Raw genomic sequence first — 20,185 nt, 5'->3', positions numbered from 1 at the left:
GCCAACCTATTCAGCTTGTGCTCGCGCCCGCTTTATCTGATTTGCGCAGTCACTGCTAGGCTGATGCATTCCGTGCTGCGGCACCACCTCCACTCATTATGTGTCCTGACACCCTGGCTGTTCCGCCCTCGGCCGCGCTCGCGCTGCGCCATGCCACGCAGGACGCCCACCGCCTGGTCGAGACGGTTCCGCTGATGCAGGCGCTGGGGCAGGGGCGGGTCGATCGCGCTGCCTACACGCTGATCCTGCGCCGGCACCATGCGCTGCTGGCCGGCTTCGAAGCGCAACTGAGCGACTGGCTCAGCACCCTGATCGGCACCGGCTGGCAGTATCGCCGCCGCGTCCCGGCCCTGCGCGAGGACCTGCACACGCTCGGGCAGCCGCCGCAGGCGCCCATCGCGGCGCCTGCCGCCGGCAACGATGCCGCGCGCTGGGGCATGCTCTACGTCATCGAAGGCTCGCAGCTCGGCGGGCGGATGATCGCGCGCACCTTGCGCAAGCAGCAGCCCGCGCTGGCTGACGCCTTGCGCTATTTCGAACTGGCCAACGACGACCCGGCCGGCTGGCGCCGGTTCCAGGCCATGCTCGATCAACGCCTGGACACCTCTTCCGCGCGCGCGTCCGCCATCGACGGTGCGCAGCGCATGTTTGCCCACTTCCATACCTGTCTTGCAGCGGAGCCGCGCCCGTGAATCAGCCCACCGAACCCCTGGATATGGATGTCTGTGCGCGTGAGCCGATCCATATCCCCGGCCTGATCCAGCCATACGGCGTGCTGCTGGTGATCGAGCCGGCCGACGGCCGCATCGTGCAGGCCAGCACCACCGCCGCCGACCTGCTTGGTGTGCCGCTGGCCGAGCTGCTGGGCATGGTCTACACGCAAGCGCTGGAACTGCCCGGCGAGCAGCCATTCGCGGTCGAGGACCAGGCGCAGCACCTGCTGCATGCCGACGTGCGCTTTCCCCTGCGTGCAGCACCCACCGACCACCCCTGGGTGGCCGCCTGGCATCTGTATCCGGAGCAGTGGCTGGTGGAAATCGAGCCGCGCGACGCACGCCTGATGGACGTCACCCTGCGCGAAGCGCTGCCGCTGCTGCGCAGTATCGAGCGCGATCCCGGCATCGCCGAAGCCGCCGTGCGCGCCGCCAAGGGGCTGCGCAGCATGATCGGCTTCGACCGGGTGATGGTGTACCGCTTCGACGAAGAGTGGAATGGCGACATCATCGCCGAAGCGCGCCAGCCCGAGCTGGATGCCTATCTCGGCCTGCATTACCCGGCCACCGACATCCCGGCCCAGGCGCGCGCGCTGTACCTGCGCAACCGCGTCCGCCAGATCGCCGATGTCGGCTATCGGGCGTCGCCGATCGAACCCACCCTGCATCCGCGCCTGGGCACCCCGGTGGACCTGAGCGATGTCAGCCTGCGCAGCGTCTCCCCGGTGCATCTGGAATACCTGGCCAACATGGGCGTGACCGCCACGCTGGTGTCCTCGATCGTCGTCAACGACGCGCTGTGGGGGCTGATCGCCTGCCACCACTACAGCCCGCACTTCACCAGCCACACCATGCGCGATGCCACCGATGCGGTAACCCGCGCGCTGGCCGGGCGCATCGGCGGATTGCAGGCGGTGGCGCGTGCGCACATGGAATCGGTGCTGCTCACCGTGCGCGAGAAGCTGATCACCGACTTCAACGACGCCGACCAGATGACCGTGGAAATGCTCGCCGACATGGCGCCCGACCTGATGGACGTGGTCGACGCCGACGGCGTGGCGATCTTCCATGGCGGCGAGATCAGCCGGCATGGCAGCACTCCGGACGCGGCCGCGCTGCGCCGCATCCGCGACCACATCGAATCCGAACACCACGATGCCCTGCGCGAAGATGCGGTCGGCGCCCTGCATGTGGATGCAATTGGCGAGGTGTTCCCCGAGCTGGCCGACCTCGCCCCGCTGGCGGCCGGTTTCATTTTCGTGCCGCTGATGCCGCAGTCGCGCAGCGCCTTGCTGTGGACCCGCCGCGAGCAGGTGCAACAGGTCAAATGGGCCGGCAATCCGCAGCTGGCCAAGCTGCAGGACATTCCCAATTCGCGCTTGTCGCCACGCAAGAGCTTCGACCTCTGGCAGGAAACCGTGCGCGGTCGCGCGCGACGCTGGTCGCCGCTGCACCTGGAATCGGCGCGCAGCCTGCGCGTGCTGATCGAACTGATGGAGCGCAAGCGCTTCCAGCAGGATTTCACCTTGCTCGAAGCCTCGCTCTCGCGGCTGCGCGATGGTGTGGCCATCATCGAACGCGGCACCGCGGACGCGCACCGGCTGATGTTCGTCAACCCGGCCTTCGCAGAACTCAGCCAGACCGAAGTGGCCGACCTGATCGGTTGCGACATCCTGTCCCTGCTGGCCAGCGATGCCGCCCCGTCCAAGGTGGAGCTGCTCGAAGACGCGCTGCGGCAAGGGCGCGCCGCCTATGTCACCCTGCCGCTGCGCTCGCAGGGCGCGCCGGTCTACCGTCAGTTCCATCTCGAACCGCTGCCCAGCCCCAATGGCGTCACCGCCCACTGGCTGCTGCAGCTACGCGACCCCGAATAAGCGCAACCCGCAACCGAATCGCCTGCCGCGGCCAGCAGTGGCTGACAAAACGTAGCCCGCAGTCGCCAGCAGGGTGCGGACGGCGCGGAAGTACCGCAGTGTTGAGGACTCCGCGCACCGGCCGCGCCCGCCTGGCGGTGCGCGCCGTCGTTTTGATAGCTGCCCTAGGCCCGCGGTCGCAACACCAGCAAGGTGATCGTTCCGGCCACCAGGCCCCAGAACGAGGCGCCGATCCCGCCCAACGTCAGCCCCGATGCGGTCACCAGGAAGGTGATCAAGGCCGCTTCGCGCTCACTGTCCTGCTGCAAGGCGGCCGCCAGGCTGTTGCCGATCGTGCCCAGCAAGGCGATCCCGGCGATGGCCATCACCAGCTCGCGCGGAAAGGCGGCAAACACCGCCGCCACGGTCGCGCCGAACACGCCGATCAGCACATAGAACACCCCCGCGCTCACCGCAGCGGTGTAACGCCGCGCCGGATCCTCGTGCGCTTCGCGGCCCATGCAGATCGCCGCAGTGATGGCCGCCAGGTTCAAGGCATAGCCACCGAACGGTGCCAGCAGCGTATTGACCACTCCGATCCAGCCGATCGTCGGCGAGATCGGTACCGCGTAGCCGGAGGCGCGGATCACCGCCACGCCCGGCACGTTCTGCGAGGCCATGGTGACCACGAACAACGGAATCGCCAGCCCGAACAACGCCGCCCACGACAACGACGGCACCACCAGCACCGGCCGGGCCAGTTCAAGCTGCACGCTCTTCCACTGCATCAACCCGCTGCCGGCCGCAATCGCCACGCCGACCAGCAAGGTCGCGATCACCGCATAGCGCGCAAACCAGCGCCGCCCGGTCAGATAGGCCGCCAGCATCGCCAGCGCCAGCCACACCTGACTCTGCATCGCCACGAACAGGTCCAGCCCGAAGCGCAACAGCACCCCGGCCAGCATGCCCGAGGCCAGCGAGATCGGAATGCGCCGGATCGCCTTCTCAAACAAGCCCGAGAAGCCGGCCAGCATGCCAAGCACCGCCGCCAGCACAAACGCGCCGACCGCCTCGCGCAACGGCACCCCGGCCGCACTGCCGATCAACATGGCCGCACCCGGCGTGGACCAGGCCGTCACCACCGGCACCCGGTAGCGCAGCGACAGCCCGATGCAGGTCACGCCCATGCCGATGCCGAGCGCCCACATCCACGAGGCGATCTGCGCCTGATCCGCCCCCAGGTGACGCGCCGCCTCGAACACGATCACCGCAGAACTGGCAAAGCCCACCAGCACCGTGACAAAGCCCGCAGCAATCGCAGGCAGGGACAGATCGCGAAGCAGGCTGCGTAAGGGAGACATCGGGTGCTCTCTATCTAATGCATGCATTCTCACCGAGCGCGCCGATGATCGATAGCGCAGCACCTTGCGTGGTCGGCTCTCTATCGACGCTCTTGTTGTCCTGCCTGGAAAGCACGGCGTCGCTGCGATGCGGGCACACGGCCCCATGACCGGAGAGAGAGCAGGCCGGATACACCGCAAAGTGCGTGGAATCAGGCCTGGCGCATGGGCGCAACGACGTCCGTGTCATGCCAGTGTCAAAAAGTGCTTGCACTTCTGCACAGTCTCGATAAACTGCGCGGCCTCGCTCAGGACGGCGGCGCTTCTCGAAGCATCGCAACAACGAACGGGGCGAATCGGAAACATCACAAGGTGTTGACGAAACGAAAAAGCCGGCTATGATGGGCGGCTCGCTACACGGAAAGACGCTACGGCGGATTGAAGTGCAGCGGCGGCAACCTCCTCTTCACGAGGGGTTGACGAAGATGAAAAGCCTGCTAATATGGCCGGCTCGCTTCGCAGAAAACCTTCGGGTCGAAACGAAGCAGCGTCAACCACCTCGAAATGAGGTGTTGACGGCAAGAAAAAGCCCGCTATAATGGGCGGCTCGCTTCGACGGAAACGACGAAGCTGACGGGAACGGCGCTGAGGCCGCTTCCCAATGTTCTTTGACAGTGTGCGCAGGTAATTTGTGCGGACGCCTGCAGGAAGGATGATTGTCCATCTTGCAGACGTTTAATCAAAATGCAACATATTAATTGCTTTGCAAGCGATAAGTTGCCAGTGGTTGAACTTCTGCAGCTAAAGTAATTTGCCTTCGGGCATGTAATTTTAAGTGAAGAGTTTGATCCTGGCTCAGAGTGAACGCTGGCGGCAGGCCTAACACATGCAAGTCGAACGGCAGCACAGTAAGAGCTTGCTCTTATGGGTGGCGAGTGGCGGACGGGTGAGGAATACATCGGAATCTACTCTTTCGTGGGGGATAACGTAGGGAAACTTACGCTAATACCGCATACGACCTACGGGTGAAAGCGGAGGACCTTCGGGCTTCGCGCGATTGAATGAGCCGATGTCGGATTAGCTAGTTGGCGGGGTAAAGGCCCACCAAGGCGACGATCCGTAGCTGGTCTGAGAGGATGATCAGCCACACTGGAACTGAGACACGGTCCAGACTCCTACGGGAGGCAGCAGTGGGGAATATTGGACAATGGGCGCAAGCCTGATCCAGCCATGCCGCGTGGGTGAAGAAGGCCTTCGGGTTGTAAAGCCCTTTTGTTGGGAAAGAAAAGCAGTCGGTTAATACCCGATTGTTCTGACGGTACCCAAAGAATAAGCACCGGCTAACTTCGTGCCAGCAGCCGCGGTAATACGAAGGGTGCAAGCGTTACTCGGAATTACTGGGCGTAAAGCGTGCGTAGGTGGTGGTTTAAGTCTGTTGTGAAAGCCCTGGGCTCAACCTGGGAATTGCAGTGGATACTGGGTCACTAGAGTGTGGTAGAGGGTAGCGGAATTCCCGGTGTAGCAGTGAAATGCGTAGAGATCGGGAGGAACATCCGTGGCGAAGGCGGCTACCTGGACCAACACTGACACTGAGGCACGAAAGCGTGGGGAGCAAACAGGATTAGATACCCTGGTAGTCCACGCCCTAAACGATGCGAACTGGATGTTGGGTGCAATTTGGCACGCAGTATCGAAGCTAACGCGTTAAGTTCGCCGCCTGGGGAGTACGGTCGCAAGACTGAAACTCAAAGGAATTGACGGGGGCCCGCACAAGCGGTGGAGTATGTGGTTTAATTCGATGCAACGCGAAGAACCTTACCTGGTCTTGACATCCACGGAACTTTCCAGAGATGGATTGGTGCCTTCGGGAACCGTGAGACAGGTGCTGCATGGCTGTCGTCAGCTCGTGTCGTGAGATGTTGGGTTAAGTCCCGCAACGAGCGCAACCCTTGTCCTTAGTTGCCAGCACGTAATGGTGGGAACTCTAAGGAGACCGCCGGTGACAAACCGGAGGAAGGTGGGGATGACGTCAAGTCATCATGGCCCTTACGACCAGGGCTACACACGTACTACAATGGTAGGGACAGAGGGCTGCAAACCCGCGAGGGTAAGCCAATCCCAGAAACCCTATCTCAGTCCGGATTGGAGTCTGCAACTCGACTCCATGAAGTCGGAATCGCTAGTAATCGCAGATCAGCATTGCTGCGGTGAATACGTTCCCGGGCCTTGTACACACCGCCCGTCACACCATGGGAGTTTGTTGCACCAGAAGCAGGTAGCTTAACCTTCGGGAGGGCGCTTGCCACGGTGTGGCCGATGACTGGGGTGAAGTCGTAACAAGGTAGCCGTATCGGAAGGTGCGGCTGGATCACCTCCTTTTGAGCATGACGTCATCGTCTTGCGGGCGTCCTCACAAATTACCTGCATTCAGAGATTCATACCGGCACAGGTCGGTATGCGAAGTCCCTTTTGGGGCCTTAGCTCAGCTGGGAGAGCACCTGCTTTGCAAGCAGGGGGTCGTCGGTTCGATCCCGACAGGCTCCACCATATTGAGTGAAAAGACTTCGGGTCTGTAGCTCAGGTGGTTAGAGCGCACCCCTGATAAGGGTGAGGTCGGTAGTTCGAGTCTACCCAGACCCACCACTCTGAATGTAGTGCACACTTAAGAATTTATATGGATCAGCGTTGAGGCTGATACATGTTCTTTTATAACTTGTGACGTAGCGAGCGTTTGAGATATCTATCTAAACGTGTCGTTGAGGCTAAGGCGGGGACTTCGAGTCCCTAAATAATTGAGTCGTATGTTCGCGTTGGTGGCTTTGTACCCCACACAACACGGCATGTAGCTCCGAGGCAACTTGGGGTTATATGGTCAAGCGAATAAGCGCACACGGTGGATGCCTAGGCGGTCAGAGGCGATGAAGGACGTGGTAGCCTGCGAAAAGTGTCGGGGAGCTGGCAACAAGCTTTGATCCGGCAATGTCCGAATGGGGAAACCCACTGCTTCGGCAGTATCCTGCAGTGAATTCATAGCTGCTGGAAGCGAACCCGGTGAACTGAAATATCTAAGTAACCGGAGGAAAAGAAATCAACCGAGATTCCCTAAGTAGTGACGAGCGAACGGGGAGCAGCCCTTAAGCTGGAATGGCTTTAGAAAAACAATCTGGAAAGATTGGCCATAGAAGGTGATAGCCCTGTATTTAAAAGGGCCACTCCAGTGAAGACGAGTAGGGCGGGGCACGTGAAACCCTGTCTGAATATGGGGGGACCATCCTCCAAGGCTAAATACTCCTGACCGACCGATAGTGAACCAGTACCGTGAGGGAAAGGCGAAAAGAACCCCGGAGAGGGGAGTGAAATAGATCCTGAAACCGTGTGCGTACAAGCAGTAGGAGCTCGCAAGAGTGACTGCGTACCTTTTGTATAATGGGTCAGCGACTTACTGTTCGTGGCAAGCTTAACCGTATAGGGGAGGCGAAGGGAAACCGAGTCTGATAAGGGCGCATAGTCGCGGGCAGTAGACCCGAAACCGGGTGATCTAGTCATGGCCAGGGTGAAGGTGCCGTAACAGGTACTGGAGGCCCGAACCCACGTCTGTTGCAAAAGACGGGGATGAGCTGTGATTAGGAGTGAAAAGCTAATCGAACCCGGAGATAGCTGGTTCTCCTCGAAAGCTATTTAGGTAGCGCCTCGGACGAATACTACTGGGGGTAGAGCACTGTTATGGCTAGGGGGTCATCGCGACTTACCAAACCATTGCAAACTCCGAATACCAGTACGTACTATCCGGGAGACACACGGCGGGTGCTAACGTCCGTCGTGAAAAGGGAAACAACCCAGACCCACAGCTAAGGTCCCAAATTCACTGCTAAGTGGAAAACGATGTGGAAAGGCATAGACAGCCAGGAGGTTGGCTTAGAAGCAGCCACCCTTTAAAGAAAGCGTAATAGCTCACTGGTCGAGTCGGTCTGCGCGGAAGATTTAACGGGGCTAAGCAGTGAACCGAAGCTTGGGGTGCATAAAACTTGTTTTATGCGCGGTAGAGGAGCGTTCCGTAAGCCTGCGAAGGTGGATTGAGAAGTCTGCTGGAGGTATCGGAAGTGCGAATGCTGACATGAGTAACGATAATGCGGGTGAAAAGCCCGCACGCCGAAAGCCCAAGGTTTCCTTGCGCAACGTTAATCGACGCAGGGTTAGTCGGTCCCTAAGGCGAGGGCGAAAGCCGTAGTCGATGGGAAGCAGGTTAATATTCCTGCACCTCGCGTGAGTGCGATGGAGGGACGGAGAAGGTTAGGTGTACCGGGCGTTGGTTGTCCCGGGGAAAGGCGGTAGGTTTGGATCTTTGGCAAATCCGGGATCCTTTAAGACCGAGCACCGAGACGAGCCTTTATGGCGAAGTCACTGATACCACGCTTCCAGGAAAAGCTCCTAAGCTTCAGCTCACGAAGACCGTACCGTAAACCGACACAGGTGGGTAGGATGAGAATTCTCAGGCGCTTGAGAGAACTCGGGTGAAGGAACTAGGCAACATGGCACCGTAACTTCGGGAGAAGGTGCACCCTTTTTGGTGGCTCATGCGAGCTATAGCTGAAGAGGGTCGCAGAAACCAGGCCGCTGCGACTGTTTATCAAAAACACAGCACTCTGCAAACACGAAAGTGGACGTATAGGGTGTGACGCCTGCCCGGTGCTGGAAGGTTAATTGATGGGGTCAGCCGCAAGGCGAAGCTCTTGATCGAAGCCCCAGTAAACGGCGGCCGTAACTATAACGGTCCTAAGGTAGCGAAATTCCTTGTCGGGTAAGTTCCGACCTGCACGAATGGCGTAACGACAGCGGCGCTGTCTCCACCCGAGACTCAGTGAAATTGAAATCGCTGTGAAGATGCAGCGTTCCCGTGGCAAGACGGAAAGACCCCGTGAACCTTTACTATAGCTTTACACTGAACGTTGAGTTCGTCTGTGTAGGATAGGTGGGAGGCTATGAAACTGTGGCGCTAGCTGCAGTGGAGCCATCCTTGAAATACCACCCTGTCGTGCTTGACGTTCTAACCTAGATCCGTTATCCGGATCAGGGACCGTGTATGGTGGGTAGTTTGACTGGGGCGGTCTCCTCCTAAAGAGTAACGGAGGAGCACGAAGGTACGCTCAGCGCGGTCGGACATCGCGCACTGTGTGCAAAGGCATAAGCGTGCTTGACTGCAAGATCGACGGATCAAGCAGGTACGAAAGTAGGTCTTAGTGATCCGGTGGTTCTGTATGGAAGGGCCATCGCTCAACGGATAAAAGGTACTCCGGGGATAACAGGCTGATACCGCCCAAGAGTTCATATCGACGGCGGTGTTTGGCACCTCGATGTCGGCTCATCACATCCTGGGGCTGTAGTCGGTCCCAAGGGTATGGCTGTTCGCCATTTAAAGTGGTACGCGAGCTGGGTTCAGAACGTCGTGAGACAGTTCGGTCCCTATCTGCCATGGGCGTTGGAAGTTTGAGAGGGGCTGCTCCTAGTACGAGAGGACCGGAGTGGACGAACCTCTGGTGTTCCGGTTGTCACGCCAGTGGCATTGCCGGGTAGCTATGTTCGGAAGCGATAACCGCTGAAAGCATCTAAGCGGGAAGCGCGCCTCAAGATGAGACTTCCCGGGGCACAAGCCCCCTAAAGGAACCATATAGACTATGTGGTTGATAGGTCAGGTGTGTAAGTACAGCAATGTATTGAGCTAACTGATACTAATGATCCGTGCGGCTTGACCATATAACCTCAAGTTGCCTTGGTCCCAACGAACGTTGGTAGATCACCAAACGCAAGCTACGTCACAAGTTACCTATGCGAGACGAGCGCTATCAAGCGCTGCTCCAACCGTCTCCCTGGTGAAATTAGCGCTGTGGAACCACCCGATCCCATCCCGAACTCGGAAGTGAAACGCAGCTGCGCCGATGGTAGTGTGGCTCAAGCCATGCGAGAGTAGGTCATCGCCAGGGGCTTTACCCGAAACCCTCAGTCCAATAGGACTGAGGGTTTCTTTTTGTGCGAAATTTAAGACAACTGGCCAAAGCCAAAGCCAAAGCCAAAGCCAAAGCCAAAGCCAAAGCCAAAGCCAAAGCCAAAGCCAAAGGCAAAGCCAAAGGCAAAGCCAAAGGCAAAGGTCCGAATCTCACCACGGCATTCGGACGCTCTAGGCGCAATTGAGCACCGTAACGAGACTGGGGCGACGAGCTGGATTTACTGCCGTTGGCCACCATATTGATCCGTGCCGGCGTACCGCCGGCCTGGACGATTGGAGACCTGCATGCCCGAGCTGCCCGAAGTCGAAACCACTTTGCGTGGCCTGGCTCCGCATCTGGTTGGCCAACGCATCCATGGCGTCATCCTGCGACGCCCCGACCTGCGCTGGCCCATTCCCGAGCAGATCGAGCGCTTGTTGCCCGGTGCGACCATCACCGATGTGCGTCGCCGGGCCAAATACCTGTTGATCGATACCGATGCCGGCGGCAGCGCGCTGCTGCATCTTGGAATGTCCGGAAGCCTGCGCGTCTTACCCGGCGATACCCCGCCGCGGGCGCACGATCACGTGGATATCAGCCTGGAAAATGGCCGTGTCCTGCGCTTCAACGATCCGCGTCGGTTTGGTTGCCTGTTGTGGCAGAGCGATGCACACGTGCACGATCTGCTGGCGGCACTCGGCCCGGAACCCTTATCGGATGCATTTACTGGCGATTATCTGCATGCATTGGCGCATGGCCGGCGCGCGGCAGTGAAAACCTTTCTGATGGATCAGGCGGTCGTCGTCGGCGTGGGGAATATCTATGCGGCAGAAAGCCTGCATCGCGCCGGAATCAGCCCATTACGCGAAGCGGGCAAAGTGTCGTTGGACCGTTACCGGCGTCTGGCCACGGCAGTGAAAGACATCCTCGGTTACGCCATCCAGCGCGGCGGAACCACGCTGCGCGATTTCATCAGCCCGGACGGGGCGCCCGGTTACTTCGAGCAGGAACTCACGGTGTATGGGCGCGAGGGTGAAACCTGCAAGCAGTGTGGACGTGTGTTGAAACACGCCACGATCGGGCAACGTGCGACGGTGTGGTGCAGCAGTTGCCAGCGTTGAACGCCGGCCAGCTGACCCACGCTGATCGAAACACCAGCCTCCAGTTCTGCGTCAGCTACGACAGCTGGCGAGTAGCCCTCGGGTAACAGCAAACGGCGCGCTTGAAGCCACAGTGGCCCATTGCTTGATGGTGCGTTGCCGTGCATCGCGCCACAATCGTGACGTCCTGCGATTGGAGTCGTCCATGCCTGCCTCACTGCGCTACGTTATGCCGATCATGCTTGTGGTTGCATCAGCGTTGCCGCTGGCAACAGGCGCATGCGCGGATGAGCTTATGTCCAGCACCAAACCCGCAGTTGAGCGCATCCAGTTGCACAACCGAGTTGTTGAACTCAGTGCCACGCCCGCGTTCGGTGGGCGCGTGCTGTCTTTCAATTTGCGTGGACACCCCAACGTGTTGAAGACGGGTGAGGCAGTTGATCAGCAGCCCGCGCCAGAAGTGTCCGCGACTGCAGGCGATATCCCGTACCTCGGCCACGATGTCTGGGTGGGGCCGCAGAGTCAGTGGTGGGTGCATCAACAGGTCAACCCGACACGTAAGGCGGCCACCGCAGTTTGGCCACCGGATCCGTATCTGTCGTTGGCAACCACACGTGCAGTCACACGTAGTGGCGATCACCTGATCCTGGAAGGCGTGCCAAGTCCGGTCACCGGCGTGCAGCTACGCAAGCGCGTGGCTCTTTCATCGACACGTGACGATACCGTGGAGGTGGAGGCCACCGCCCGCAATATCCGCAGCGAGTCCATCGCCTGGGATCTGTGGTTCAACACGCGTGTCGCGGCGAGCACGCGCGTGTTCGTGCCGGTTGCCGACGCGGCAGACATTCGCCTCCAGCCGCCGACCGAGGCCGGCACGGTTGCGCCGGCCTACCGGCATCACGGCGGCGTGTTTGCATTGCGTGCCGATGCACGTCAGGACGGGCTGATTCAGCGTGGCAAGGTGTTGTTGCAGCCTTCGGCAGGCTGGATGGCAGGCTTTGCGGGCGACCAGGTGCTGGTGATCCGCTTTGCGCACCAGCCGCTGTCCGCGATCCATCCGGAGCAAGGGCAGGTGGAGCTGTATCTGGACGCGCCGCCGCAGCATCCCGAGCGCGGACTGCTGGAAATGGAAGTACACGCACCGTACCGGCAGCTGGCGCCGGGCGAGCGCATGCAGGCGAACGAGCAATGGACCTTGCTGTGCTACACCGGACCCGACGCGCAGCAGGCGCAACACCAGTTCCTGTGCAGCAAGGCGCAAGAGCTGCAACTGACCAATGCGTGCGCGCCTTCGTCTGCCGCGCCCTGACCTCCGCATTCACCTTCGTGCCGAGCTGTGGCTATGATGGCGGCCATTCCCTGAGCAGACCGATGCGCATGCAACGACGCCACTTCCTGAAGAATGCCGCCGCCGCATTGGCCGCGCTCGGTTTGCCGGCGCTGCCGCAGTGGGCGTTGGCGGCCAAGGCCGTTGGACTGCGTCGCCTGGGGCAGCCGCAGCCGTTCGACTATGGCTGGCTCAAGGGGCAGGCGCGTGCCTTGGCCACGGCGCCTTACAAGAGCCATAAGCAGCTGCTCCCGGGGTCGTTGGAGGCGTTGAACTGGGATCAATACCAGTCGATCCGCTACCGCCAGGACCATGCGCTGTGGGCCGACGGCAACGGCAAGTTCCAGGCGAAGTTCTTCCATCTGGGGCTGTATTTCCACACCCCCGTGCACATCTACGACATCGTCGACGGCAAGGCGCAGCAACTTGCCTACGACCCGGCGGCGTTCGATTACGGCAGCAGCGGGCTGGGCGGCAAGCAGTTGCCCAAGGACCTGGGCTTTGCCGGGTTCCGTCTCAATACGCGCAAGGACACCGATCGTGATTTCTCGGCCTTCCTGGGCGCGAGCTATTTCCGTGCGGTCGGCAAGGAAGGCCAGTACGGACAGTCGGCGCGCGGGCTGGCGATCGACACCGGCACCGGCGGGCCGGAGGAGTTTCCGGACTTCATCGCCTATTACCTGGAGCAGCCGGCCGACGATTCGAACACCGTGGTGGTGTACGGGCTGCTGGATTCGCCCAGCGTTGCCGGTGCGTATCGCTTTGCCATCACCAATGGCGAGGTGCTGGTGATGGAGATCGACAGCGCGCTCTATCCGCGCAAGACCATCGAGCGATTGGGCATCGGCCCATGCACCAGCATGTACCAGGTCGGCGAAAACGATCGCCGCATGGACTGGGACTGGCGGCCGGAAATCCACGACACCGATGGCCTGGCGATGTGGACCGGCGGCGGCGAGTGGATCTGGCGGCCGTTGTGCAATCCGCCGCAGCTGCGCTTCAACATGTTCGTCGATGAGAATCCGCGCGGATTCGGCCTGCTGCAGCGCGATCGCAACTTCGACCATTACCAGGACGACGGCGTGTTCTACGAGAAGCGCCCCTGCCTGTGGGTGGAACCCAAGAACGGCTGGGGCAAGGGCTCGGTGCAACTGGTCGAGATTCCGACCGTGGACGAGACCTTCGACAACATCGTGGCGTTCTGGAATCCGCAGGACAAACCGCAGCCGGGGCAAGAGTTGCTGATGGGGTACCGGTTGTATTGGGGCGCGCATCCGCCGGCCAGCTCGCCGCTGGCGCACTGCGTGGCCACGCGCACCGGCCTGGGCGGCATCGTCGGGCAGAAGCGCAGCCATTTCTCGTGGCGGTTTGCGGTGGATTTTGCCGGGGGCGAACTGGCTGCGTTGGTCAAGGACCCGAAAGCCAAGGTCGAGGCCATCCTCCAGGTGTCGCGTGGCAGCACCGAGATCGTGTCGGCGCGTCCGCTGCATGAGCTCAAGGGCTACCGGGCGATGTTCGACCTGGTGCCGCCGGATGACAGCACCCGGCAGATCGATATCCGCCTGTTCCTGCGCGCCAACGGCAAGCCGCTGACCGAAACCTGGCTGTACCAGTGGACGCCGCCGCCGGCGAGCGAGCGCAAGGTCTACTAGCGCACAGGGACGTCGCGCGACCGATGAGGTGGGCGATTGTCACGCAGGTGCGGATGGCGCAGTGACGACAGGCCGCCGATTTCGAATGGCGACCGCGGCTGCGTTACAGCCGCACAGTCGCGGATGCGGCGCCCAGGCGCCTCGGACTCAGGCCGACGTCGAGCTGTTGACCAACTGCATGCGCGCACGCGGGCGCACGCAGGCCAGGTCCACCCGGAAGCAGGTGCCGTCCTTGCCGCTGAGGATGCGCAGTTCGCCTTGATGGGCCCGGGCGATCTGGGCGGCCATGTGCAGGCCCAGATCCACTTCGGGCAAGGCGCGTCCGCCGGTGTGCACGTGGGTGGAGGCCTGCAGCACGTCGAGCCGGCGTGGATCGATCCCGTCCAGATTGCAGACCTCGATGCGCAGGCGGCCCTGCTCGGTGACCGCGACCGCCTTGATCAGCGAACTCTGTTGCCCCTGCACCACGGCGTTGATCATCAGGCTGCCGAACATCTGCGCCAGGCGCACCGCATCGCCATGCACTGGCTCGTCGATGGCCACATGTGTGGACAGCACCTGGTTCGGGTACGCGGCGCGGGTTTCGTCGACGACCTGCGACAAGGCATCGAGCAGATCGCTGCCGTTGCCGTAGTCCAGTTGCAGCCAGTCGCGTTCGATACCGCGCGCGAAATCGTTGGCGAAGTCGATCAGTTCTTCCATGCGCCGCAGGCTGCGCTGCATCGACCGGATCGCGCCGCCCTGGCGCTGGTTGAGCGGGTCGATCGCCAGCATGTCCACCACCGCATGCATGGACTGCAGCGGGTTGCGCAGATCGTGGCCAAGGATGCCGATGAATTCTTCGCGCAGGCGCGCGGAGGCGCCGATACGCCCCAGCTCGCTGCGTGCGCGCCGCGATTCCTGCGCGCTCTCTTCGGCGCGTTGTTCGGCCTGGATCTGCGCTGCCAGCAGTTGCGCCAGCAGCTCGACCTTTTCCACCATCGGCGCGTCCATGACGCGCGGCAACGGGTCCAGCGCGCACAAGGTGCCGAACACGCTGCCGTCGTCGAACTTGATCGGCACCGACACATAGCTCTCGAAGCCGTACAGCCGCGGCGTGGGGTGATCGCGGAAGACCGGGTGCTCGGAGGCATGGCCGAACCACAAGGCGTTGCCCTGGGTACGCACGCTGTCGCAGAAGGTGGTGACCAGGGGCAGCTCGTCGCCGGGCGCCAGGCCGAACGACAGCTCGTCGCGGACCTGGCAGGTGATCCAGCGCGTATCGGTCACGCGCGCAACAGCCGCAAACCCCATGCCGGTCAGACGGGTGAGAATGGTCAGGACATCCGGGACCGACGATAGCCGGCCAACACGCGCGATATCTGCGCGTAACTCGGGAGGAAGCGGACCCATGAATTGCCTCCCGACAAGTGGATGGTCGCCAGTTTACAGGACTGCGGTTGCGCCTGGTTGCGCGTGGATCGCTGCAACGGCACGGCAACGATACGCCTGTTGATGTGTAGCGGAAATACAGCGGCGATCGAATGCCTGCAGGGGTTTAGCGGCGCATCACACGTGCATACCGGGGCAATGCGTCGACAGCGTTTTGGCTGAATTCTTCAGCCCGTCCCCGTGCCGGTTTCCCTGTCCGACGAGCCCGCAGGCGGCAGCGGCAACGCGATCTGCAGCGGGTCGATGCGGCCTTCGCCACGCATGATCTTCTTGAACTCGGCGCGGCTGACCGACACGTAGCGCTCGTTGCCGCCGATCTCCACCTGCGGGCCGTCCTGCACCGCGTGGCCTTGCGCATCCACGCGCACGGTCATGGTGGCCTTGCTGCCGCTATGGCAGATGGTCTTGATCTCCTCCAGCTCGTCGGCCCAGGCCAGCAGGAACTGGCTGCCCTCGAACAGCTCGCCGCGGAAGTCGGTCCGCAGGCCGTAGCACAGCACCGGAATGCGCAGGCGGTCGACCACCTCGCTCAACTGCCAGACCTGGCCACGGTTGAGGAACTGCGCCTCGTCCACCAGCACGCAATGCAGCGCGCCTTCGGCCTGGATGTCGCGTTCGATCAGTTGCTGCAACTCGGTGCCGCGATCGAAGGTGCGCCCGTCCGCGCGCAGGCCGATCCGCGAGGCCACCACGCCGCTGCCGGCGCGGTGATCGAGCTTTGGCGTGAGGATCAAGGTGCGCATGCCGCGTTCGCGGTAGTTGTGCGCCGACTGCAGCAAGGTGGTGGTCTTGCCGGCATTCATTGCCGAGTAGTAGAAGTAGAGCTTGGCCATCGGTGGATTTTACCGGGCCGGGCGGCCGGAGGTGACGGCCATCTGCATGAACCGGCGGCGCGGGCCTGCCCGGCGCGGCGCCGGTACAATGGCCTGCTCTGTTGGAAGCCTCTATGCACGGTCTCAATCCCCCGCAAAGCGCCGCAGTGCTGCACTGCGAAGGTCCCTTGTTGGTGCTGGCCGGTGCCGGCAGCGGCAAGACGCGCGTGATCGTGGAGAAGATCGCGCACCTGATCGCCACCGGCCGCTATCCGGCCAAGCGCATCGCCGCGATCACCTTCACCAACAAGTCGGCCAAGGAAATGCGCGAGCGTGTGGCCAAGCGCATCCGTGGCGATGGCGCCGATGGCCTGACCATCTGTACCTTCCACGCGCTGGGGCTGAAGTTCCTGCAGATCGAGCACGCCGCTGCCGGCTTGAAGCGCGGCTTTTCGATCTTCGATTCCGACGATGCCGCCGCCCAGATCAAGGACCTGATGCACGGCGCCAAGCCCGATGCGATCGAAGATGCCAAGAACCTGATCTCGCGCGCCAAGAACGCCGGCATGTCGCCCGAACAGGCGATGGCAGCGGCACGCAGCAATCGCGAAAAGGAAGCCGCCAGCCTGTACGAGCGCTACCAGGCGCGGCTGACCACCTTCAACGCGGTGGACTTCGACGATCTGATCCGCCTGCCGGTGCAGATCCTGGAGGCCAACGAAGAGATCGTGATGGGCTGGCGCGAGCGCATCGGCTACCTGCTGGTGGACGAGTGCCAGGACACCAACGATGCGCAGTACCGGCTGTTGAAAATGCTGGCCGGGCCGCGCGGCAACTTCACCTGCGTGGGCGACGACGATCAGAGCATCTACGCCTGGCGTGGTGCCAATCCGGAAAACCTGCAGCAGATGGGCCGCGATTATCCGGCGCTGGAAATCATCAAGCTGGAACAGAACTACCGCTGCTCCAACCGCGTGCTGCGTGCGGCCAATGCCTTGATCGCGCACAACCCGCACGAGCACTTGAAGACCCTGTGGAGCGACCAGGCCGACGGTGAGCGCATCCGCGTGTGGGAATGCCGCGACAGCGAGCACGAAGCGGAAAAGGTCGCCGCCGAGATCTCGTTCCTGGGTACCGCCAAGCAGGTGCCGTGGAGCGATTTCTGCATCCTGTTTCGCGGCAATTTCCAATCGCGGCCGCTGGAAAAAGCCCTGCAGCTGCTGCGCGTGCCGTATCACCTGACCGGTGGCACTGCGTTTCTGGAGCGGCAGGAAGTCAAGGACGTGCTGTCGTGGTTGCGGCTGATCGTCAACCCCGAAGATGACGCGGCGTTTTTGCGCGCAGTGCAGTCGCCCAAGCGCGAGGTCGGTGCGACCTCGCTGGCGCGGTTGGCCGAGCTTGCCAGTGCGAAGTCGGTGCCGATGTCGCGCGCGGCCGAGTCGATGGGCGCGCTGCAGCACCTGCCGCCGCGTGCGGCCAATGGCCTGAGTGCGTTCACCGATATCCTGCGCGATATGCGCGAGCATTCGGCCAGGCTGCCGGCGGGGGAGCTGGTACGCATGCTGGCCGACAAATCCGGCCTGCTCAACGACCTGCGCAACCAGTCCAAGGACGAAACCGGCTTCCAGCGGCGCAAGCGCAATCTGGACGAGTTGGCCGAGTGGTTCGAAGGCGGCCCGCGTGGTGCAAGTGCCAGCGATCTGGCCGCGCAGCTGGCGTTGTTGTCGCGCAACGACAAGGACGATGGCGGCAACCAGGTACGCATGATGACCATGCACGCGTCCAAGGGCCTGGAATTTCGTTATGTGTTCATCGTCGGCTGCGAGGACGGCGTGCTGCCGCATGAAGTGAGCCTGGAAGAAGGCAACCTGCAGGAAGAACGCCGGCTGCTGTATGTGGGCATCACCCGCGCCAAGGAGCAGCTGTGGATGAGCCACAGCAAATTGACGCGCAAGTTCGGCGAGCATGTGCGGCTCAAGCCCAGCCGCTTCTTCGACGAGATCCCGGCCGAGGAATTGCAGCGCGATGGTGCCGACCCGGTGGCCGATGCCGAGCGCAAGAAAGAGCGCGCCAGCGCGGGCTTGGCGGCGATCCAGGCGTTGTTCGACTAGCGGTTGTTGCGTACCACGCAGGCTTGCCAGCGACACGCCTGCACGGCAGTCTGGTTTGCCCTGATGCCGGAGTGCGCCGTGACTGACGTGATCGAAACCCCGCGTTTGCGCCTGCGTACGCTGGATCCCGAGCGCGATGCCGACGCAGTGCTGACGCTGGTCAACGACCCTGGTTTCATCGCCGGCATCAACGACCGCGGTGTGCGCACCCGCGAGCAGGCGCGTGATCATCTGCGTGAGTGGGCGCAGGCGCACCAGGAAAAATACGGCTTTGCGCACTGGGCGGTGGAGACGCGCGCGGAAGGGGCGTTTGCCGGCACATTGGGGTTGTTGTGCCGCGATACCTTGCCGATGCCGCATATCGGCTTTGCACTGCTGCCCGAGCATCGCGGCAAGGGCTATGTCAGCGAGGCCGGGCGCGCAGTGCTGGACCATGCGCGCGATGTGCTGGGGTTGCCGCAGCTGTGCGCGATCGTGTCGCCGGACAATGCCGATTCGATTCGCGCGCTGGAAAAACTCGGATTGCAGCGGCAAGGCCTGCGCGTGTTGAGCCAGGAGGACCATCCGGTGCTGTATTACACGATCGCGCTCGCTCCGGCCGACATGGACAGCCGGGCAGGCCTGCGGCACCCTGGCGGCGACTCTCACCGCTGAACGCGGCCGACACAACGCAGCAAACAGTCGTCAGCGTGGCGGGGACGGCGCGCAGGCACTTCGGTGGACGAACGGCGCAGCGCCTCCGCACCGCACCTGCCTGGCGATAAGCGCCGTCGTTGTGTCCGTCGCCCCAACAAGGACACTTGCATGCCATTGCTGGTCAACGCCTATTCCACGCTGCGCGAGCCGTTGTGGCCGGATTTCCTGCCGCGCGCCGCCGTGCAGCACCGTGACCACGCCGATCCGGAACTGGCCACGCATCTGCATGGTTTCGTCGGCTACGTAAGTCAGGCCGGCGACGGCCAGATGACCCAGCCGCGCTATCACCTGATGCGGCATGTGCAGCGGGTGCGTCAGCACTTCACCTTCGAGGTCGACGATGCGGCCTTCGGGGAATTGGCGCAGTGGGCCGAGCAGGCCAACGCGGTGTGTTTCCTGGCCGACGGTAGCGTGCGCGACCCGCAGGGGCGGGTGCTGATCAGCCAGGGCGAGCCCGCGCTCGATGAGCAGGCGCAGGTGCCGTATCCGCCGGATGCCTTGCAGCGGCGTGCGCAGCAACTCGCGCAGCTGACCGCGCAAGGCATCCGCGTGCCACCCAGCCTGCCGCCGGTGCCTGGCGAGGCCGAAGCACGGGTGCGCGATGCGGCGGCGGTGACGCAGCGTATGCTGGCGTTGTTTGCGGTGGCCTTGCGCGCGGAGATGCTGGCCGCCGGCGATACGCCACCGGCGTTGGAAGCGATGGACACCCGCCTGCCCGGTGTGGCGGCGGCACTGTCGCCGCAGGAGCGCGCCTTTTTTGCCCAGCCTGCGCCGGAGCCCCAGCAGCTCGCCAACTTCGGCTGGCGCTACGAGAGCCTGGCCGTGCTGCAGTGGGCCCTGGGGCTGGCCGAGGCGCTGCCGGAGCCGACCGACCTGTGCGATGTGCCCCTGGCGGCCCAGCGCGCGCTGGAGCATGCCGAAGCCGCGACGCGGCCGTCGCTGACGCTACGGCCGGTGCCCGAGCTGCTGGATGCGCTGGATCGGCACTTGCGCCTGCATTGGGCGGTGCGCCAGGCCGGCCAGAGCGAGCAACCGCCACCGGCCGGCATCGTGCCGGGCGTGGTCTACGAGCGTCACTACACCCTCAACTGGCTGCTGCACTTCGAAGACGCCGACTGGGATGAGGTCGATACGCCGACCTGAGCGGAGCGGGCACCGCTGCGACGTTG

The 20,185-nt window shown here is 62.5% G+C and carries 12 protein-coding genes, 2 tRNA genes, 3 rRNA genes and 2 other RNA genes; 14 read left to right on the top strand and 5 right to left on the bottom strand.

Annotated elements, in window-relative coordinates; all coding sequences use genetic code 11:
• The first annotated feature begins 98 nt into the window (after positions 1–98).
• Together DGN21_RS19730 and bphP are read left to right on the top strand one after the other, a co-directional pair.
• A complete protein-coding gene (locus tag DGN21_RS19730) occupies positions 99–692 on the top strand; it encodes a biliverdin-producing heme oxygenase (protein WP_215825042.1) in 594 nt (197 codons plus the stop codon).
• Positions 689–2,587 carry a bacteriophytochrome BphP gene (bphP, locus tag DGN21_RS19725; protein ID WP_215825041.1) on the top strand — a complete coding sequence of 633 codons (1,899 nt, stop codon included), beginning with the start codon at positions 689–691 and terminating at the stop codon, positions 2,585–2,587. Before DGN21_RS19730 ends, bphP begins: the two co-directional genes overlap by 4 nt.
• 39 nt (positions 2,588–2,626) lie before the next feature.
• Here bphP and DGN21_RS19720 read toward each other — a convergent pair.
• Both DGN21_RS19720 and DGN21_RS19715 read right to left on the bottom strand, forming a co-directional pair.
• Positions 2,627–2,697, bottom strand: a non-coding RNA gene (locus tag DGN21_RS19720) — sX9 sRNA.
• A gap of 54 nt (positions 2,698–2,751) precedes the next feature.
• Positions 2,752–3,927, bottom strand: coding sequence for a benzoate/H(+) symporter BenE family transporter (locus DGN21_RS19715; protein ID WP_104608548.1), 1,176 nt, complete (start codon positions 3,925–3,927; stop codon positions 2,752–2,754).
• An 811-nt stretch (positions 3,928–4,738) separates the two neighbouring features.
• Between DGN21_RS19715 and DGN21_RS19710 the strand changes: the two genes are divergently transcribed.
• The 9 genes from DGN21_RS19710 to DGN21_RS19670 all read left to right on the top strand — a co-directional run bounded on the left by DGN21_RS19710 (position 4,739) and on the right by DGN21_RS19670 (position 13,966).
• Positions 4,739–6,285 (top strand): 16S ribosomal RNA (locus DGN21_RS19710).
• Between the two features lie 92 nt (positions 6,286–6,377).
• Positions 6,378–6,453: transfer RNA gene (locus DGN21_RS19705), tRNA-Ala, on the top strand.
• A gap of 19 nt (positions 6,454–6,472) precedes the next feature.
• A tRNA-Ile gene (locus DGN21_RS19700) sits at positions 6,473–6,549 on the top strand.
• A gap of 227 nt (positions 6,550–6,776) precedes the next feature.
• Positions 6,777–9,657, top strand: a 23S ribosomal RNA gene (locus DGN21_RS19695).
• Between the two features lie 112 nt (positions 9,658–9,769).
• Positions 9,770–9,884 (top strand): 5S ribosomal RNA (gene rrf / locus DGN21_RS19690).
• Together the 16S, 23S and 5S rRNA genes with 2 tRNA genes alongside form the textbook arrangement of a ribosomal RNA operon.
• Positions 9,885–9,930: 46 nt before the next feature.
• On the top strand, positions 9,931–10,092 hold the full coding sequence (locus DGN21_RS19685) for a hypothetical protein (RefSeq protein ID WP_215825040.1): 162 nt from the start codon (positions 9,931–9,933) through the stop codon (positions 10,090–10,092).
• A gap of 100 nt (positions 10,093–10,192) precedes the next feature.
• Positions 10,193–11,008, top strand: a complete 816-nt coding sequence (gene mutM, locus DGN21_RS19680; RefSeq protein WP_126966969.1) for a bifunctional DNA-formamidopyrimidine glycosylase/DNA-(apurinic or apyrimidinic site) lyase — start codon at positions 10,193–10,195, stop codon at positions 11,006–11,008.
• A gap of 184 nt (positions 11,009–11,192) precedes the next feature.
• The gene (locus tag DGN21_RS19675) at positions 11,193–12,296 is read left to right on the top strand and encodes a DUF4380 domain-containing protein (RefSeq protein WP_184551935.1); all 1,104 of its coding nucleotides are present in this window, start codon (positions 11,193–11,195) and stop codon (positions 12,294–12,296) included.
• Positions 12,297–12,364: 68 nt separating this feature from the next.
• Positions 12,365–13,966: a glucan biosynthesis protein D gene (locus DGN21_RS19670; protein ID WP_049817991.1), complete on the top strand. Its 1,602-nt coding sequence runs from the start codon at positions 12,365–12,367 to the stop codon at positions 13,964–13,966.
• 147 nt (positions 13,967–14,113) lie between these two features.
• On the opposite strand, the gene DGN21_RS19665 is transcribed toward DGN21_RS19670, so the two are convergent.
• Entirely contained in the window at positions 14,114–15,358 is a 1,245-nt protein-coding gene (locus DGN21_RS19665) for a GAF domain-containing sensor histidine kinase (protein WP_024937659.1), read from the bottom strand.
• A 206-nt stretch (positions 15,359–15,564) separates the two neighbouring features.
• The gene (locus DGN21_RS19660) at positions 15,565–16,230 is read right to left on the bottom strand and encodes a thymidine kinase (RefSeq protein ID WP_024937658.1); all 666 of its coding nucleotides are present in this window, start codon (positions 16,228–16,230) and stop codon (positions 15,565–15,567) included.
• Positions 16,231–16,343: 113 nt separating this feature from the next.
• Between DGN21_RS19660 and rep the strand changes: the two genes are divergently transcribed.
• Positions 16,344–18,320: a DNA helicase Rep gene (gene rep, locus DGN21_RS19655; RefSeq protein ID WP_215825039.1), complete on the top strand. Its 1,977-nt coding sequence runs from the start codon at positions 16,344–16,346 to the stop codon at positions 18,318–18,320.
• 63 nt (positions 18,321–18,383) lie between these two features.
• Positions 18,384–18,974, top strand: coding sequence for a GNAT family N-acetyltransferase (locus tag DGN21_RS19650; RefSeq protein WP_215825038.1), 591 nt, complete (start codon positions 18,384–18,386; stop codon positions 18,972–18,974).
• A gap of 4 nt (positions 18,975–18,978) precedes the next feature.
• On the opposite strand, the gene DGN21_RS19645 is transcribed toward DGN21_RS19650, so the two are convergent.
• A non-coding RNA gene (locus DGN21_RS19645) (sX9 sRNA) lies at positions 18,979–19,054 on the bottom strand.
• Between the two features lie 70 nt (positions 19,055–19,124).
• Between DGN21_RS19645 and DGN21_RS19640 the strand changes: the two genes are divergently transcribed.
• Positions 19,125–20,159, top strand: coding sequence for a DUF4272 domain-containing protein (locus tag DGN21_RS19640; protein WP_115510033.1), 1,035 nt, complete (start codon positions 19,125–19,127; stop codon positions 20,157–20,159).
• The last annotated feature ends 26 nt before the right edge of the window (positions 20,160–20,185 follow it).

Origin of the sequence: Xanthomonas sp. MLO165 (assembly GCF_018831305.1) — a bacterium.
GTDB lineage: Bacteria > Pseudomonadota > Gammaproteobacteria > Xanthomonadales > Xanthomonadaceae > Xanthomonas > Xanthomonas arboricola.
The sequence above is the reverse complement of the archived record's forward strand: the minus strand, read 5'-3'. Positions and strand labels throughout refer to the sequence as shown.

Bases quoted from the DNA above. Each gene is read 5' to 3' on its own strand.
- DGN21_RS19730 (WP_215825042.1), top strand. From the start codon at position 99: ATGTGTCCTGACACCCTGGCTGTTCCGCCCTCGGCCGCGCTCGCGCTG.
- DGN21_RS19715 (WP_104608548.1), bottom strand. From the start codon at position 3,927: ATGTCTCCCTTACGCAGCCTGCTTCGCGATCTGTCCCTGCCTGCGATT.
- mutM (WP_126966969.1), top strand. From the start codon at position 10,193: ATGCCCGAGCTGCCCGAAGTCGAAACCACTTTGCGTGGCCTGGCTCCG.
- DGN21_RS19675 (WP_184551935.1), top strand. From the start codon at position 11,193: ATGCCTGCCTCACTGCGCTACGTTATGCCGATCATGCTTGTGGTTGCA.
- DGN21_RS19670 (WP_049817991.1), top strand. From the start codon at position 12,365: ATGCAACGACGCCACTTCCTGAAGAATGCCGCCGCCGCATTGGCCGCG.
- DGN21_RS19665 (WP_024937659.1), bottom strand. From the start codon at position 15,358: ATGGGTCCGCTTCCTCCCGAGTTACGCGCAGATATCGCGCGTGTTGGC.
- DGN21_RS19660 (WP_024937658.1), bottom strand. From the start codon at position 16,230: ATGGCCAAGCTCTACTTCTACTACTCGGCAATGAATGCCGGCAAGACC.
- rep (WP_215825039.1), top strand. From the start codon at position 16,344: ATGCACGGTCTCAATCCCCCGCAAAGCGCCGCAGTGCTGCACTGCGAA.
- DGN21_RS19650 (WP_215825038.1), top strand. From the start codon at position 18,384: ATGCCGGAGTGCGCCGTGACTGACGTGATCGAAACCCCGCGTTTGCGC.
- DGN21_RS19640 (WP_115510033.1), top strand. From the start codon at position 19,125: ATGCCATTGCTGGTCAACGCCTATTCCACGCTGCGCGAGCCGTTGTGG.